Source organism: Roseomonas sp. TAS13, assembly GCF_001950415.1.
Taxonomy (GTDB): Bacteria; Pseudomonadota; Alphaproteobacteria; order Acetobacterales; family Acetobacteraceae; genus Roseomonas; species Roseomonas mucosa.
Genome location: NZ_BDLP01000096.1, coordinates 1 through 13,019, shown reverse-complemented (window position 1 = coordinate 13,019; position 13,019 = coordinate 1). Strand labels below are relative to the sequence as shown.

Genomic DNA, 13,019 nt, shown 5'->3' with positions numbered 1-13,019 from the left:
CGGCATCGACGCCGCCGGGGCGGCGCTGGAGGCGGCGCGCGCCCATGCCGCCCTGTCCGGCCTGGAGATCGACTACCGCGCCGCGCGGCCGGAGGAAGTCTCCGGCGAATGGGACGCGGTGGTCTCGCTGGAGGTCATTGAGCATGTGGCGCCGGAGGAGCGCCCGGCCTTCCTCGGCGCCCTGGCGCGGCTGACCCGGCCCGGCGGCGCCGTCTTCCTGTCCACGCTGAACCGCACGCCGCGCGCCTTCCTGATGGCGAAGCTGGGGGCGGAGTATGTGCTCCGGCTGCTGCCGCGCGGCACCCATGACTGGAAGCTCTTCATGACCCCAGCCGAGCTGGGGGCCGGGCTGCGCGAGGCCGGACTGCGGGTGGAGGATATTTCCGGGATGGGCTTCGATCCGCTCAGCCGCCGCTGGCGCGCGACGCGGGATGTCGGGGTGAACTACATGCTGATGGCGGGGAAGGATTGAGACGAAAAAACAACCCAAGGTTGTTTTCCTTCAGGAACGTTGCTAGCCTGGGGTCTGTCGTGTCTCGAGAGCCAAGCCCCTGCCCATCGCCCTGAAACGGTACGCAGCCCTTCTGCGTGGTGCGCTGCTGTGTGGGGTTCTGATGGGCTGCGCCAGGGTGCCGCGCGAGGCGGAGGGGCCGCCACCCACCTTGCCGAGCAACTTTCGCCAGACGATCGCTGTCTCCATGGCTGCGGCGTTCCTGCACGACGGCACCGGCCCGGCCGAGATCCAGCCTGAGCCCGTGCGGAGGGTTACCCTCTTCGAGGGCGAACAGACCTTGCTCTTCGCCCGCTATCCGGTACGGCGGGTAGACTTCCTGGGACGGAACATGCCGGGGATGCGCTGCTTCACCATCTCGACCCCCTGGAAGTCGGGGGACGGCAAGATCGAGATCACGGTTCGATCGGAAAAGCGTGATCCCCAGGAATGCCTGGTGAACACGGCCCTGGTACCCTTCACCGAATTGAACGAGATGCGGCGCCGTGCGGAGGACTGCAAGGCGCGGGGGCAGAAGACCTGCATCCTGTCCACTACCTTCTCCGGCGGCGAGGCTGAGTTGCTCCGGCGGATCGAGCGGCTGCAGGACCCGCCGCTGCCACGCGGCAACCCCTTCCGCTGACGCTCCGGGCCAGCGCGGCCCGGAGCGGCGCGCCTCAGCGCCCGAAGCCGTTAAGGAAGCGTTCCAGCAAGCCGCCGATCACCTCCACCGCATAGCCGCCCTCCTGCACGATGGCGGTGGGCAGGCGCAGCCCGCCGATGGCCTCGCCGGCCCGGCCGAAGCCATCCGCCGTCACCGAAAGGGCGTTCAGCGGCTCGTCCTTCGAGGCGTCGAAACCCAGGCTGACCACCAGCGCCTCCGCGCCGAAGTCCCGGATGGCGCCCAGGCCGGTGCCGATCGCCTCCAGCCATTCCGGATCGCCGCTGCCCAGGGCCAGGGGCAGGTTCAGGTTGAACCCGGCGCCCATCCCTCCGCCGCGCTCGTCGGCATGGCCGACATACCAGGGGTAGTAGCGGTCCGGATCGCCATGGACCGACACGAAGAGCACGTCGTCGCGCTCCCAGAAGATGCCCTGGGTGCCGTTGCCGTGGTGGCTGTCGATGTCGAGCACGGCGACCTTGCCCGCGCCCCTGGCCCGCAGCCGCTCCGCCGCCAGGGCGGCGTTGTTCAGGTAGCAGTGGCCGCCGGCCCGGGCGGCATAGGCATGGTGCCCGGGCGGCCGCGCCAGTGCGTAGGCGGAACCGCCGCCCGCCGCCACCTCGGCCGCGGCCAGCGCCCCGGCCGCCGCCAGCACCGAGGCTTCCCAGGTGCCGGGGCCGATCGGGCAAGCGGCGTCGGCGGTATACCAGCCGGTCTTGCCGATGATCGTGGTGGAGCGCCGCGCGCCCTGTGCCAGCATCTCGGGCGAGGGGTGCATGTTGGGCACCACCTCCTCGCCATGGCCCGGCATGGCCTCCCATTCCGTCAGGGCGCCCCGCAGGAAGTCCAGGTAGTCCGGGGCATGCACCGTGCCGAGGGCCGTGGCGTCCGCATCGCCCGGGGCGGCGATCTCCAGCCCCATCCGCCGGCAGGCCGCCAGCAGCGCCTCCGCCCGGGCCGGGACCTCGAAATGCGGCCGCAGGTGCCCCCGTTGCAGGAAGAAGCGCGGCGCATGCGCCAGTTGCCGGTCGTCCCAGAAGACCTTCATGCCGGTTCCCATCCGTATCCGCCCGGCAGCTTCCCGCCCCCGGGCGCTCCCGGCAAGGCCATCCCGCCCCGTTCCGGGGGCACCGCCCTCAGCGGCCGGGCGGCCCGTCCAGCACCCCGCGCACCCGCGCCGCCAGCTCGGCGAAGGTGAAGGGCTTGCCGATCACCTCCACGCCCGCGTCCAGCCGGCCGTGATGCGTCAGGGCGTCGCGGGCATAGCCGCTGGTGAAGAGCACCTTCATCCCCGGCCGCAGCAGCCGCGCCCGCGCCGCCAGCTCCGCCCCGTTCATACCGTTGGGCAGCACCACGTCGGAGAAGAGCAGATCCGGCACCAGCGAGGGCGAATCCTCCAGCAGTCGCAGCGTGCCGGGGCCGTCCTCCGCCTCGATCACCTGGTATCCGAGCTCCGACAGCACTTCCACCGAGTAGCTGCGGACATCGGCATCGTCCTCGACCACCAGGATGCTTTCCTGCCGGGCGCGGGCGGCGGGTGTGGGCTCCCCCTCCGGCGGCGCCTCCTCACCGGCGGAAACCAGGCGCGGCAGGTAGATCCGCACCGTGGTGCCCAGGCCGGGTTCCGAGTAGATCCGAATATGGCCGCCGGACTGGCGGACGAAGCCATAGGTCATGGACAGGCCCAGCCCTGTTCCCTGCCCCACCGGCTTGGTGGTGAAGAAGGGCTCGAAGACCCGGCCGACGACCTCCTGATCCATGCCCGTGCCGGTGTCGGTCACGCTGATCACCACGTATTGGCCGGGTCCCAGTTCCTCGCCGCGCAGGGCGATGGCTTCCGAGAGGCTCAGATTCCCCGTCTCGATCGCCAGCCTGCCGCCGCCGGGCATGGCATCGCGCGCATTCACCGCGAGGTTCAGCAGCGCGTTCTCCAGCTGCCCCGGATCGGCCTCCACCCGCCACAGGTCCGGCGCCAGGGCGGTGCGGATGGCGATGGTCTCGCCCAGGGTGCAGGCCAACAGGTCCGACATCCCCTCCACCAGCCCGTTCACCTGCAGGGCGCGCGGCGCCAGGGGCTGGCGGCGGGAGAAGGCCAGGAGACGCTGCGTCAGCACCGCGGCGCGCCGGGCGCCGCTCGCCGCATTCTCGGCCGAGCGCCGCAGCCGCCCCGCCTCGGGCGGCAGGCTGCGCTGCAGGATGTCCAGGTTGCCCAGCACCACCTGCAACAGGTTGTTGAAGTCGTGCGCCACGCCGCCGGTGAGCTGGCCGATCGCCTCCATCTTCTGCGACTGGCGGAGCTGCGCCTCGGTGCGGCGGAGGATCTCCTCCTGCCGCCGCTCCACCGTCACGTCGCGGCCCACCGCGTGCAGGAACTCGCCCTCCGGCACGACGTTCCAGGAGATCCGGCGGTAGGAGCCGTCCCGGTGACGGATGCGGTTCTCGAAATGCTCCACCCCCTGGCCATCCGCGAGGCGCGCCAGCTGGACACGGGTCAGCGCCGTATCCTGCGGATGCACGAAGCCCAGGATGCCGGTTCCGGAGGGCGGCTCCGCGGGCCAGCCCAGGACGCGCTCCCAGGCCGGGTTCACCGCCTCCGCCGTCAGGTCATCCTGGCGGATCACCACCATGATATCCTGGGAATGATGCCAGATGCGGTCCAGGTCCCGGCTGCTCCGCTCGACCCGGGCCTCCAGCTTCTCGCGCGAGCGGAGCAGCGCCTCATCCTCGCGCTTGCGCGCGGTGGTGTCGCTCACCACGCCGACGAAGCGGACGCAGCGCCCTTCCTCGAAGAAGCTCTGCCCGGTCAGCGACAGCCAGCGCTCGCGGCGGTCCGCCAGCCCGACAATCCGGAACTCCGTGGTCAGCCGCCCGCTGCCGGCGGGCGAGAGGGCGTCCTCCATCTCCTGCCGGACCCGGGCGCGCATCCGGGGATGCAGGGCGGACAGGAAGCTGTCCTCGTAGGTCAGGGGCCGCTCGTCATCGAGGGACAGGCCGAACAGCGCCCGGCAGGCTGCGTTCCAGTGCAGCACCCCGCGGGCGACATCCAGGTCCCATGTGCCGAGGCCGCTCGCCTCCACCGCGAGGCGTGCGCCCGCCTCGCTGACACGCAGCGCCCGCTCGACCCGCACGACGTCGCGGGCCAGGGTCACGTCGTGCAGCGTGGCCAGGAAATAGCGGACCTGGCCCTGCGCGTCCCGCAGCGGGCCGATGCGGACCTCGTTGCGGAAGGGGGTGCCGTCCCGCCGGTAGTTCAGCAGTTCGACGGTGATGTCCCGCGCCTCGCCCATCGCGTCCCGCAGGGCGTCCACCGTGGCGCGGTCCGTGCCGGGCCCCTGGAGGAAGCGGCAGTTCCGGCCCAGCACCTCCCGGCCGTCATAGCCCGTCATCTGGAGGAAGGCGGCATTGGCGAACACGATGGGATTGTCCGGGCGCGCCGGGTCGGTCAGCACCATCGGCGCCAGGCTGTAGCTGGCGACGGCCAGGAAGGGCAGGCCCGGGTCGGGAAAGTCGCCGACCAGGGCGGAACCGGTGTCCCGCCCCCAGCAGTCCAGCGCTTCCATCAGCCGGGCCGCCCGGGCATGGCACCGCGGCGGGGAGCCCTGATCCGGCCCCCGCCCCGGCACGTACCATCAGCCATCCGAGCGGGGCACCCAGGGAATGCGGGCGATCTCGATACCCTCGTCGCGCAGCGCCTCGGCCTCCGCATCCGTGGCCTCGCCATAGATGCCGCGGCGCTCGCTCTCGCCCGCCTGCATCCGCCGCGCCTCCTCGCTGAAGTCGCGGCCCACATAGTCGCAGTTGCGCTCGACCTCGCCGCGAATGCGCTGCAGCAGTGCCATGACCTGGGCGGGCATCGGCCCCGCCGCCACGGGCTGGCTCGCGGGGCCCGGCATGGCGGGAACGGGCGGCGACGGCGTGGGCGCATCGGAAAGGGCCGGACCGGCCACGGGGCCTGCCTCCGGCCGCGACTTCGCGATCGACGGCGCCATCAGCGCACGCTGGACCTCCGTCCCGCCGCAGACCGGACATTCCACGAGGCCATTCCTGGCCAGTTTCTCGAAACCCGCGCTGTCCTGGAACCAGCCATCGAACTCATGGCCACCTTCGCAGCGCAACTGGTAGTGGATCATCCCTGTTCCGTTCTCGGCCCCATCGGCTTCGCGCCGCCCCATTCCGGATTCCGGCAGGGGCGCCGGCATTCCGGTGCTGCGAGCCATGCGCCTGTTCAAACCCTATTCTGGCACTCGAATATTCCGAGTGCCAGTGGGCCGTGCCGAGCCTGCCGGAACCCAGGCGGGCGAGGCCGGCCCGCCACGCCGGGCGGTGGGATCAGGCCGTCAGCAGGCTGTCCAGCTTGCCCGCGCGCTCCAGCGCAAAGAGGTCGTCGCAGCCGCCGATCGCCTGCCCATCGATGAAGATCTGCGGCACCGTGGTGCGGCCGCCGGACCGGCGGACCGCGTCCTCGCGCGCCGGAGAGCCGTGCGGCGCATCGAATTCCTCGAAGGCGGCGCCCTTGCGCATCAGCAGCGTCTTCGCGCGCGCGCAATAGGGGCAGAAGGGGGTGGTGAAGATCTCGACCTTGGCCATGTTCCCTCAATTCGTTCCGCCGGGCCCCCGGGTCAAGTCTCACCCCTGCCTATCCGTGTTTCCCGGGGCAGCACGCGGGCCGCCGCCAGCACATCGACCTCCCGCGCCCCGGCCTCCAGCAGAGCGCGGGCGCAGGCGGCGGCGGTGGCGCCGCTGGTGAGCACGTCGTCCACCAGCAGCACGCGCTGCCCGGCGATGGCGCGCCGCCCCCGGGGCGTCACCAGGAAGGCGCCTTCCACCTCCATCGCCCGCCCGGCGGCGCCCAGGCCGCCCAGGGAGGTCGTGCCGCGCATCCGGCGCAGCCCGTCCGGCAGCCAGGGCCGCCCCGCCTGCCGTCCCAGATGGCGCGCCAGCAGCGCCGACTGGTTGTACCGGCGCCGCAGGAGGCGCCGCCAGTGCAGCGGCACCGGCACCAGGATGCCGGCCTCCGCCAGCAGCTCCTTGCCCGCCAGGGCCATGGCGCGGGCCATCGGGCGCGCCAGGTCGGGGCGGTCGCCGTGCTTGAAGGGCAGGATCAGGCGCTTCGACACGTCCCCATAGACGAAGGCCGCGCGCGCCCGGGCGAAAGGAAAGGGCCGTTCCGCGCAGGCGGCGCAGAACAGGCGGCCCGTGGTCGGCACGCCCTGCTCCACATGCAGGAACGGCACGCCGCAGCCGTCGCAGAGCGGGTCGCCGATCCGTTGCAGGTCCCGGAAGCAGGCGGGGCAGAAGGCGCCGTGGCGCATCACCGGCTCCCGGCAGGTAAGGCAGCTGGGCGGCAGCAGCGCATCCAGCAGCCCCTCCCCCATCCGCCCCGCGAGACGGCCCCAGCCCCGCCAGCGGCCGGGCGCCGCTTCCGCCCCGCTCAATGGCCACCCCGCCCGGTCCCAGCGTGCCATCCGCCCTGCATTCCTATCGCCCCCGCTCCGGCCATCGCCTCTCCGGCCCCTGGCTCTTTTCCAGCGCCCACCCTGCTCGTCCTGTCCTTCCGGCCCCACCCCCTGGCGCCGTGGCCGGCTTCGCGCCATCTGCCGCTGCATGTCCGCGCCGCATCAGGTCTTCGACCGCCGCCTCCACCGCCTCCGCCGCGACCGCTCCGCCGCGAGCCTGCGCCAGGTGGCCCCCATCCTGGAGGAAGCCGCCGACCGGCTGCTGGACCGGTTGGACGACTTCACACTGCGCTTCGACCATGCCCTGGACCTTGGCGGGCGGGGCGTGGTGGCGCCGCGGCTGCGCGCCCGCGGCATCGGGCAGGTGGTGTCCATGGACCTGTCGGCGGCCCTGGCGCGACAGGCCGGCAGCCTCCCGGTCGCCGGGGACGAGGAATGGCTGCCCTTCGCCGAGGGCAGCTTCGACCTGGTGGTGGCCAGCCTGTCGCTGCACTGGGTGAACGACCTCCCCGGCGCCCTGGTGCAGATCCGCCGCGCGCTCCGCCCGGACGGGCTGTTCCTGGCCAGCGTGCCGGCGCTGGGCACCCTGCAGAACCTGCGCGAGGCCCTGGCCGCCGACATCGCGGCGACCTATGCGGCACCGGTCACGGCGGAGGACGTGGTGATCACCGCCGGCTGCAACCTCGCCTTCTCCCTGGCCATGCCGGTGATGGCGGGCAGCGGCGAGGCGGTGATGCTGCCCACCCCCTGGTACTTCAACCACCGCATGGCGCTGGAGATCGCCGGGATCGGCGCGGTGCCCCTGCCCTGCGCGGCCGCGGACGGCTTCGTGCCCGATCCGGACCGCGCCGCCGCCTTGCTAGAGGCCAACCCGCAGGTCCGCGCCCTGGTGCTGATCACGCCCAACAACCCCACCGGCGCGATCATCCCGCCGGAGACCCTGGCGCGCTTCGCCGCCCTCTGCCGCGCGCGCGGCGTCTGGCTGGTGCTGGACGAGACCTATCGCGACTTCCTGCCGGGGAAGGAAGCGCCGCACGGGCTCTTCGCCGACCCATCCTGGCGGGACGGCATCGTGCAGCTCTACTCCTTCTCCAAGTCCTATTGCGTGCCGGGCCACCGGCTGGGCGCCATCCTGGCGGGGCCCGGCTTCCGGGCGGAACTCGCCAAATCCGTGGACACTCTGCAGATCTGCCCGCCCCGCGCGGCGCAGAAGGCCATCGCCTGGGCGGTGCCCGCGTTGCGCGACTGGCGCGAGGGCAACCGCGAGCTGATGGGCCGCCGCGCCGACGCCTTCGCCCGGCTGATGGCCCCGATCGGCCATCGCTGGCGCGTGGACGCGCTGGGTGGCTACTTCGCCTATCTGCGCCTGCCCGACGGTGCGCCGGATGCGCTGGAGGCCGCGGAGACCCTGGCCTCCCGCCATGGGCTCCTCACCCTTCCCGGCCCCTTCTTCGGCCCGGGCCAGGAACGCCACCTGCGGCTCGCCTTCGCCAATGCGCCCGAGGAGGCGCTGGCCGACCTGCCGGCGCGGCTTTCCGGCCTGGGCTGAGGCAGCATGGCCCCCGGGCGGGGCGGTTCCGGGCTCTCCCGCCGCTCCCCGCCCCGACGCCATCCCCATGGCCGGGGACCGCGCCCCTATCGCGGCAAAGCGAAGGCCATCACCTCGTCGCCGTTGCGCGAGCGCAGGCCGCCATGCCCACCCGCTGCGATCACCACATACTGCCGCCCGTCCTGGCCGGTATAGGTGAGCGGCGTGGCATTGCCGCCGGCGGGCAGATGGGTCTCCCAGAGGGTGCGCCCGGTGCGGCCATCCAGGGCGCGGAAGGCCTGGTCCGTGGTCGCGCCGATGAAGACCAGCCCGCTGCGCGTCGCCACGCTGCCGCCCATGCTGAAGATTCCGAAGGGCAGGCCGACGGGCGCGCGCAGCCCGGCCGGGCCCATGTCCCGCGTCGTGCCGATCGGACGCTGCCAGACCACCTTGCGGGTCAGCAGGTCGATCGCCTGCATCTGCCCCCAGGGCGGCCGGACGCAGGGGATGCCGGCCGGGTTCAGCCAGGGCTCCACCACGATGGACCAGGGCGTGCCGTGCTGCGGGTTGTTGGCGAAGGGCGGCTGCGGATAGGGCTGCCCCCAGCCCGCCCAGGGCTTCACCAAGCCCTGCCGCACCGCCTCCTCATAGGGCAGCATCCGCAGCTTGAAGGGCATGAAGGTGGTGTTGATGTAGAGCAGCTTGCGCCCGGGATCGATGGTCGCGCCGTACCAGTCGGCCACGCCGTCGAAGGCAGGCCAGCCGATCGTCGGCCGCTGGCCCGGCGGGGTGAAGAGGCCGTCGTCGCGCATCCGGTGGAACTCGATGCGGCAGAGCAGCTGGTCGATCGGCGTGGCGCCCCAGATATCCGCCTCCCGCAGCTTCGGCGGGTTCAGCTGCGGCATGCCCACCGAGAAGGGCTGCGTCGGCGCGTAGCGCTCGCCCGGGATGGTGCCGCCCGGCACGGGCTGTTCCCGCACCTCCGCGAGCGGCTTGCCGTCCCGCCGGTCCAGCAGGAAGAGGTGCCCCTGCTTGGTGGTCTGCACCAAGGCAGGGATGGTCGCCCCGTCCGGTCCCGGCAGGTCCACCAGCGAGGGCCCGATCGGCAGGTCGAAATCCCACAGGTCGTGATGGACCGTCTGGAAGTGCCAGCGCTCCTCGCCCGTGCTCATGTCGAGCGCGACGAGGGAACTCGAATAGCGTTCGTCGAAGGGCCGCCGCTCCGCCCCGTAATAGTCGGGCGTGGCATTGCCCAGCGGTACATAGACGAGGTTCAGCGCCGGATCGGCGGTATAGACGCCCCAGCCGTTCGGTGTGCCGCGGGTATAGACCTCCCCCGGCGCCAGCGGCTTCGTCGCCGGCTCGCGCCCCATGTCCCAGGCCCAGGAAAGCTGCCCCGTCACCGCATCGAAGGCGCGGATCACGCCCGAGGGTTCGCCGACGCTCTGGTTGTCGTAGACCCAGCCGCTCAGCATGATCCGCCCGTTCATCACCAGCGGCGGGGACGAGATGAAATGGAAGCCCGGCGGCACCGGACCCATATCCTGCCGCAGGTCCACGAAGCCGCCCTCCCCGAAGCCCTGGCAGGGCTGGCCGGTCTCGGCATCGAGCGCGAAGAGGCGCGGCAGGTCGGAGGCGGTGGAGACGATCCGGTGCGGGCAGGCCGTGCCCGGCGGCGCATCGAAATAGGAGACGCCACGGCAGGCCTGGTACACGTTGTGGCTCATGTCGCCACCCGGCGTGAAGCGCCAGCGCAGTGCGCCGGTGGTCGCATCCAACGCGATCACCTCGCGATGCGGCGTGCAGAGATAGAGGCTGTTCCCGACCTTGATCGGTGTCGCCTCGAAGGAGAACTCGTGCCCGTTGCTGTTCTCCCCCTGCCGCGGCATGTCGCCGGTGGAGAAGGACCAGGCCTGCTTCAGCCCCGCGACATTCTCCGGCGTGATCTGCGTCAGCGGCGAGAAGCGGTCGCCGGCCGGGGTGCGGCCATAGAAGCGCCAGTCGTCACTGGCGGCCGCCGCTTCCGTTCCGGCGCCGGCCTGCTGCCAGCCTGTCGGATCACCGAAGGTCAGGTGGCGCTCCGCCGTGATGCGGTAGCCCGCCGCGAAGACCAGCCCGATCAGCATGGCGCAGGCGGCCATGCCACCCCAGGCATGGCGGCGGGCGGCGCGGGGCTCCATCCCGGCGGCCCGGTGCAGGCGCCCCGCGACCCAGGGACTGCAGATCCATAGCCCCAGCACGGCGGGCGCGACGAGGCGTGGGATCAGCGCCCAGCCGTCGAACCCAACCTCCCACAAGGCCCAAAGGGTGGTCCCCACGAGCAGCAGCACATAGAGCCAGAGACCGGCGACGCGGGCGGTGGCGATCAGCATGCCGCTCAACAGCATCGCCAGCCCGGCCACGAGGTAATAGGGGGAGCCACCCAGCACGATCAGCCATCCGCCCAGGCCGCCGATCCCCAAGCCCAGCAGGCCGAGGACAATGCCGGTGACGGTCAGCAGGGCCGTGCCACGCCGGGGCGTATCGGACCTCATCGGCCGATCCCCGCATCGGCTTCCCGGGTAGGGCGCCACGATCCGGGCTGGAACGATGGGGTGGGAGGCTGGGGCATGGGAAGGTCCTGGACTGGAGCCGGCATGCGCATGCCGGCATGCGCATGCCGGCCGACCGGAGGCGGTAGCGGCGTAAGCACAAGCCCCGCCCGTGGTTTCCGGATGGACCAAATGTAATGTATGGTGGCCGGCCCCGGGGCCGGGCGAAACCACTCCGCGGCTCCTCCCTTCAGCGGAGCCGCACGCCCTCGCCGCCCGCCGCGTCGCGTTCCAGGATGACGATCCCCGCTTCCTCCAACGCCCGGCGGATGGCCGTGCCGGTGGAACGCTGGAGTTCGTGCTGCCCGCCCTCGAAGCCGCGCACGGTGCTGCGGCTGACCTCCGCCCTTTCGGCGAGGTCATCCTGCGTCCAGTCTAGCAGGGCGCGCGCGGCACGGCATTGCCCGGAGGTCAGTGTCATCCCAACTTGTAGATGGGATGCGGATTTGCCGCGTCAATATCACCCAAAAAGGTTGAAACGGCTTACAATCACTCCATCTTGTGACCGTCCATAGCATACAACCGGAAGGGGGAGAGCCGTGCCGCACCACACGCCGCTCATCGCGACGATCAGTGTCGGCCTCGTGCTGGCCTTCGCCTTCGGCCTCCTCGCCCACCGGCTGAAGATCTCTCCGCTGGTGGGCTACCTGATGGCCGGCGTCGCCGTCGGCCCCTTCACCCCCGGCTTCGTCGCCGATGCCGAGCTGGCCGCGGAACTCGCCGAGATTGGCGTCATCCTCCTGATGTTCGCGGTGGGGCTGCATTTCTCGCTGAAGGACCTGATGTCGGTCCGCAACATCGCCGTGCCCGGCGCCGTGGTGCAGATCGCCGTCGCCACGCTGATGGGCATGGCCTTGGCCTGGGCCCTGGGCTGGAGCCTCCAGGCCGGCATGGTCTTCGGCCTCGCCCTGTCCGTCGCCAGCACCGTGGTGCTCACCCGTGCCCTGGGCGAAAGGCGCCTGCTGGAGACCGAGCGCGGGCGGATCGCGGTCGGCTGGCTGGTGGTGGAGGATCTGGTGATGGTGGTGGCGCTGGTGCTGCTGCCGGTGGTCGGCCAGATCTCCGCCGGCGGCAGCGTCTCGGCCGGCGAGGTGGCCACGATCCTCGGCATCACCCTGGCGAAGGTCTCGGCCTTCGTCGCGGTGATGCTGCTGGTGGGCCGCCGCGTCATTCCGATGATCATGCACTACGTGGCCCATACCGGCTCCCGCGAGCTGTTCCGGCTCGCCGTCTATGCGCTGGCGCTCGGCGTGGCGGCGGGCGCGGCCTCGCTCTTCGAGGTTTCCTTCGCCCTGGGTGCCTTCTTCGCCGGCATGGTGATGGCGGAAAGCCAGCTTTCCCAGCGCGCGACCGAGGAGGCGCTGCCCTTGCGCGACGCCTTCGCGGTGCTGTTCTTCGTCTCGGTCGGCATGCTGTTCGACCCGAAGGTGCTGGTGGAGGCGCCCTGGGCGGTGCTCGGCACCATCGCCATCATCGTGCTGGGCAAGTCCGCCGCCGCCTGGATGATCGTGCGCGCCTTCGGCCATCCCAACGGCACCGCCGTCACCATCTCCGCCAGCCTGGCGCAGATCGGCGAGTTCTCCTTCATCCTGGCCGGCCTGGGCGTCAGCATGAAGCTGCTGCCGGAGGAAGGGCGCGACCTGGTCCTGGCCGGCGCCATCCTCTCTATCTTCCTGAACCCCTTCATCTTCGCCCTGGCCGAGCGCCGCCCTGCCCGCCGCTATCCGAAGGAGGAGGTGGCCGTTGCCGCCCCGGCCGACGCCTCGGCGATGGAGCGGGTGCAGGAGGAGATCCCCGGCCCCGGCGAGCAGACGGCGACCACCCTGGCCGACCACGACGTGCTGATCGGCTATGGCCGCGTCGGCCGGATCGTCGGCGACGGGCTGCTGGAGGCGGGCCGGCCGGTCCTGGTCTTCGACGACCGGGAGGATTCGCTGGAGCGCGCCCGCGCCGCCGGGGCGGAGGTGATCGAGGGCAATGCCGCCGACCCGCAGGTCCTGGCCCTGGGCAACATCGCCGGTGCCCGCCGCCTCTTCGTCACCGTGCCGGAGGCCTTCGAGGCCGGCCAGGTGGTGGAACAGGCCCGCGCGCTGAACCCGCGGCTGGAGATCGTGGCCCGGGCGCATTCCGACGCCACGGTGGAGCACCTGTCCCGGCTCGGCGCGAACCTCGCCGTGATGGGCGAGCGCGAGATCGCGCGGCGCATGCTGGAGGCGGCCCTGCCGGAGGATTCCGAGCTCGCCGCCGCCGAGCAGGCGGCACTGTCTCTTGATCACAAGTCTCGACGTCAGCC

At 71.8% G+C, this 13,019-nt stretch carries 11 protein-coding genes; 4 read left to right on the top strand and 7 right to left on the bottom strand.

Annotated elements, in window-relative coordinates:
• Both ubiG and ROTAS13_RS09990 read left to right on the top strand, forming a co-directional pair.
• A partial coding sequence (gene ubiG, locus ROTAS13_RS09995) for a bifunctional 2-polyprenyl-6-hydroxyphenol methylase/3-demethylubiquinol 3-O-methyltransferase UbiG (RefSeq protein WP_075822237.1) occupies nucleotides 1-472 on the top strand: 472 nt, incomplete at its 5' end.
• 226 nt (nucleotides 473-698) lie between these two features.
• Nucleotides 699-1,133, top strand: coding sequence for a hypothetical protein (locus ROTAS13_RS09990; RefSeq protein WP_019461166.1), 435 nt, complete (start codon nucleotides 699-701; stop codon nucleotides 1,131-1,133).
• A 34-nt stretch (nucleotides 1,134-1,167) separates the two neighbouring features.
• On the opposite strand, the gene ROTAS13_RS09985 is transcribed toward ROTAS13_RS09990, so the two are convergent.
• From ROTAS13_RS09985 to ROTAS13_RS09965, 5 genes are all read right to left on the bottom strand, one after another.
• Complete coding sequence (locus ROTAS13_RS09985; protein ID WP_026033196.1) at nucleotides 1,168-2,199, bottom strand: histone deacetylase family protein; 1,032 nt, start codon at nucleotides 2,197-2,199, stop codon at nucleotides 1,168-1,170.
• 88 nt (nucleotides 2,200-2,287) lie between these two features.
• Complete coding sequence (locus tag ROTAS13_RS09980; protein WP_075822235.1) at nucleotides 2,288-4,711, bottom strand: PAS domain-containing sensor histidine kinase; 2,424 nt, start codon at nucleotides 4,709-4,711, stop codon at nucleotides 2,288-2,290.
• Between the two features lie 69 nt (nucleotides 4,712-4,780).
• Nucleotides 4,781-5,368 carry a DUF1178 family protein gene (locus tag ROTAS13_RS09975; protein WP_369923885.1) on the bottom strand — a complete coding sequence of 196 codons (588 nt, stop codon included), beginning with the start codon at nucleotides 5,366-5,368 and terminating at the stop codon, nucleotides 4,781-4,783.
• A gap of 112 nt (nucleotides 5,369-5,480) precedes the next feature.
• The gene (gene grxC, locus ROTAS13_RS09970) at nucleotides 5,481-5,738 is read right to left on the bottom strand and encodes a glutaredoxin 3 (RefSeq protein WP_075822234.1); all 258 of its coding nucleotides are present in this window, start codon (nucleotides 5,736-5,738) and stop codon (nucleotides 5,481-5,483) included.
• Nucleotides 5,739-5,770: 32 nt separating this feature from the next.
• Nucleotides 5,771-6,616: a ComF family protein gene (locus tag ROTAS13_RS09965; RefSeq protein WP_252571224.1), complete on the bottom strand. Its 846-nt coding sequence runs from the start codon at nucleotides 6,614-6,616 to the stop codon at nucleotides 5,771-5,773.
• A gap of 139 nt (nucleotides 6,617-6,755) precedes the next feature.
• Here ROTAS13_RS09965 and ROTAS13_RS09960 point away from each other — a divergent pair, with 139 nt between their 5' ends.
• The gene (locus ROTAS13_RS09960; RefSeq protein ID WP_075822233.1) at nucleotides 6,756-8,156 is read left to right on the top strand and encodes an aminotransferase; all 1,401 of its coding nucleotides are present in this window, start codon (nucleotides 6,756-6,758) and stop codon (nucleotides 8,154-8,156) included.
• A gap of 86 nt (nucleotides 8,157-8,242) precedes the next feature.
• Here the strand turns inward: ROTAS13_RS09960 and ROTAS13_RS09955 are convergent, their stop codons facing one another.
• Together ROTAS13_RS09955 and ROTAS13_RS09950 are read right to left on the bottom strand one after the other, a co-directional pair.
• A complete protein-coding gene (locus ROTAS13_RS09955; protein WP_075822232.1) occupies nucleotides 8,243-10,669 on the bottom strand; it encodes a membrane-bound PQQ-dependent dehydrogenase, glucose/quinate/shikimate family in 2,427 nt (808 codons plus the stop codon).
• Between the two features lie 247 nt (nucleotides 10,670-10,916).
• On the bottom strand, nucleotides 10,917-11,147 hold the full coding sequence (locus ROTAS13_RS09950) for a helix-turn-helix transcriptional regulator (RefSeq protein ID WP_019459382.1): 231 nt from the start codon (nucleotides 11,145-11,147) through the stop codon (nucleotides 10,917-10,919).
• A gap of 118 nt (nucleotides 11,148-11,265) precedes the next feature.
• Here ROTAS13_RS09950 and ybaL point away from each other — a divergent pair.
• The coding region (gene ybaL / locus ROTAS13_RS09945; protein ID WP_075822231.1) for a YbaL family putative K(+) efflux transporter at nucleotides 11,266-13,019 on the top strand (1,754 nt) is incomplete at its 3' end.

Coding starts and splice junctions, on each gene's coding strand:
- ROTAS13_RS09990 (WP_019461166.1), top strand. CDS start 699: ATGGCTGCGGCGTTCCTGCACGACGGCACCGGCCCGGCCGAGATCCAG.
- ROTAS13_RS09985 (WP_026033196.1), bottom strand. CDS start 2,199: ATGAAGGTCTTCTGGGACGACCGGCAACTGGCGCATGCGCCGCGCTTC.
- ROTAS13_RS09980 (WP_075822235.1), bottom strand. CDS start 4,711: ATGGAAGCGCTGGACTGCTGGGGGCGGGACACCGGTTCCGCCCTGGTC.
- ROTAS13_RS09975 (WP_369923885.1), bottom strand. CDS start 5,368: ATGGCTCGCAGCACCGGAATGCCGGCGCCCCTGCCGGAATCCGGAATG.
- grxC (WP_075822234.1), bottom strand. CDS start 5,738: ATGGCCAAGGTCGAGATCTTCACCACCCCCTTCTGCCCCTATTGCGCG.
- ROTAS13_RS09965 (WP_252571224.1), bottom strand. CDS start 6,616: ATGGCACGCTGGGACCGGGCGGGGTGGCCATTGAGCGGGGCGGAAGCG.
- ROTAS13_RS09960 (WP_075822233.1), top strand. CDS start 6,756: ATGTCCGCGCCGCATCAGGTCTTCGACCGCCGCCTCCACCGCCTCCGC.
- ROTAS13_RS09955 (WP_075822232.1), bottom strand. CDS start 10,669: ATGAGGTCCGATACGCCCCGGCGTGGCACGGCCCTGCTGACCGTCACC.
- ROTAS13_RS09950 (WP_019459382.1), bottom strand. CDS start 11,147: ATGACACTGACCTCCGGGCAATGCCGTGCCGCGCGCGCCCTGCTAGAC.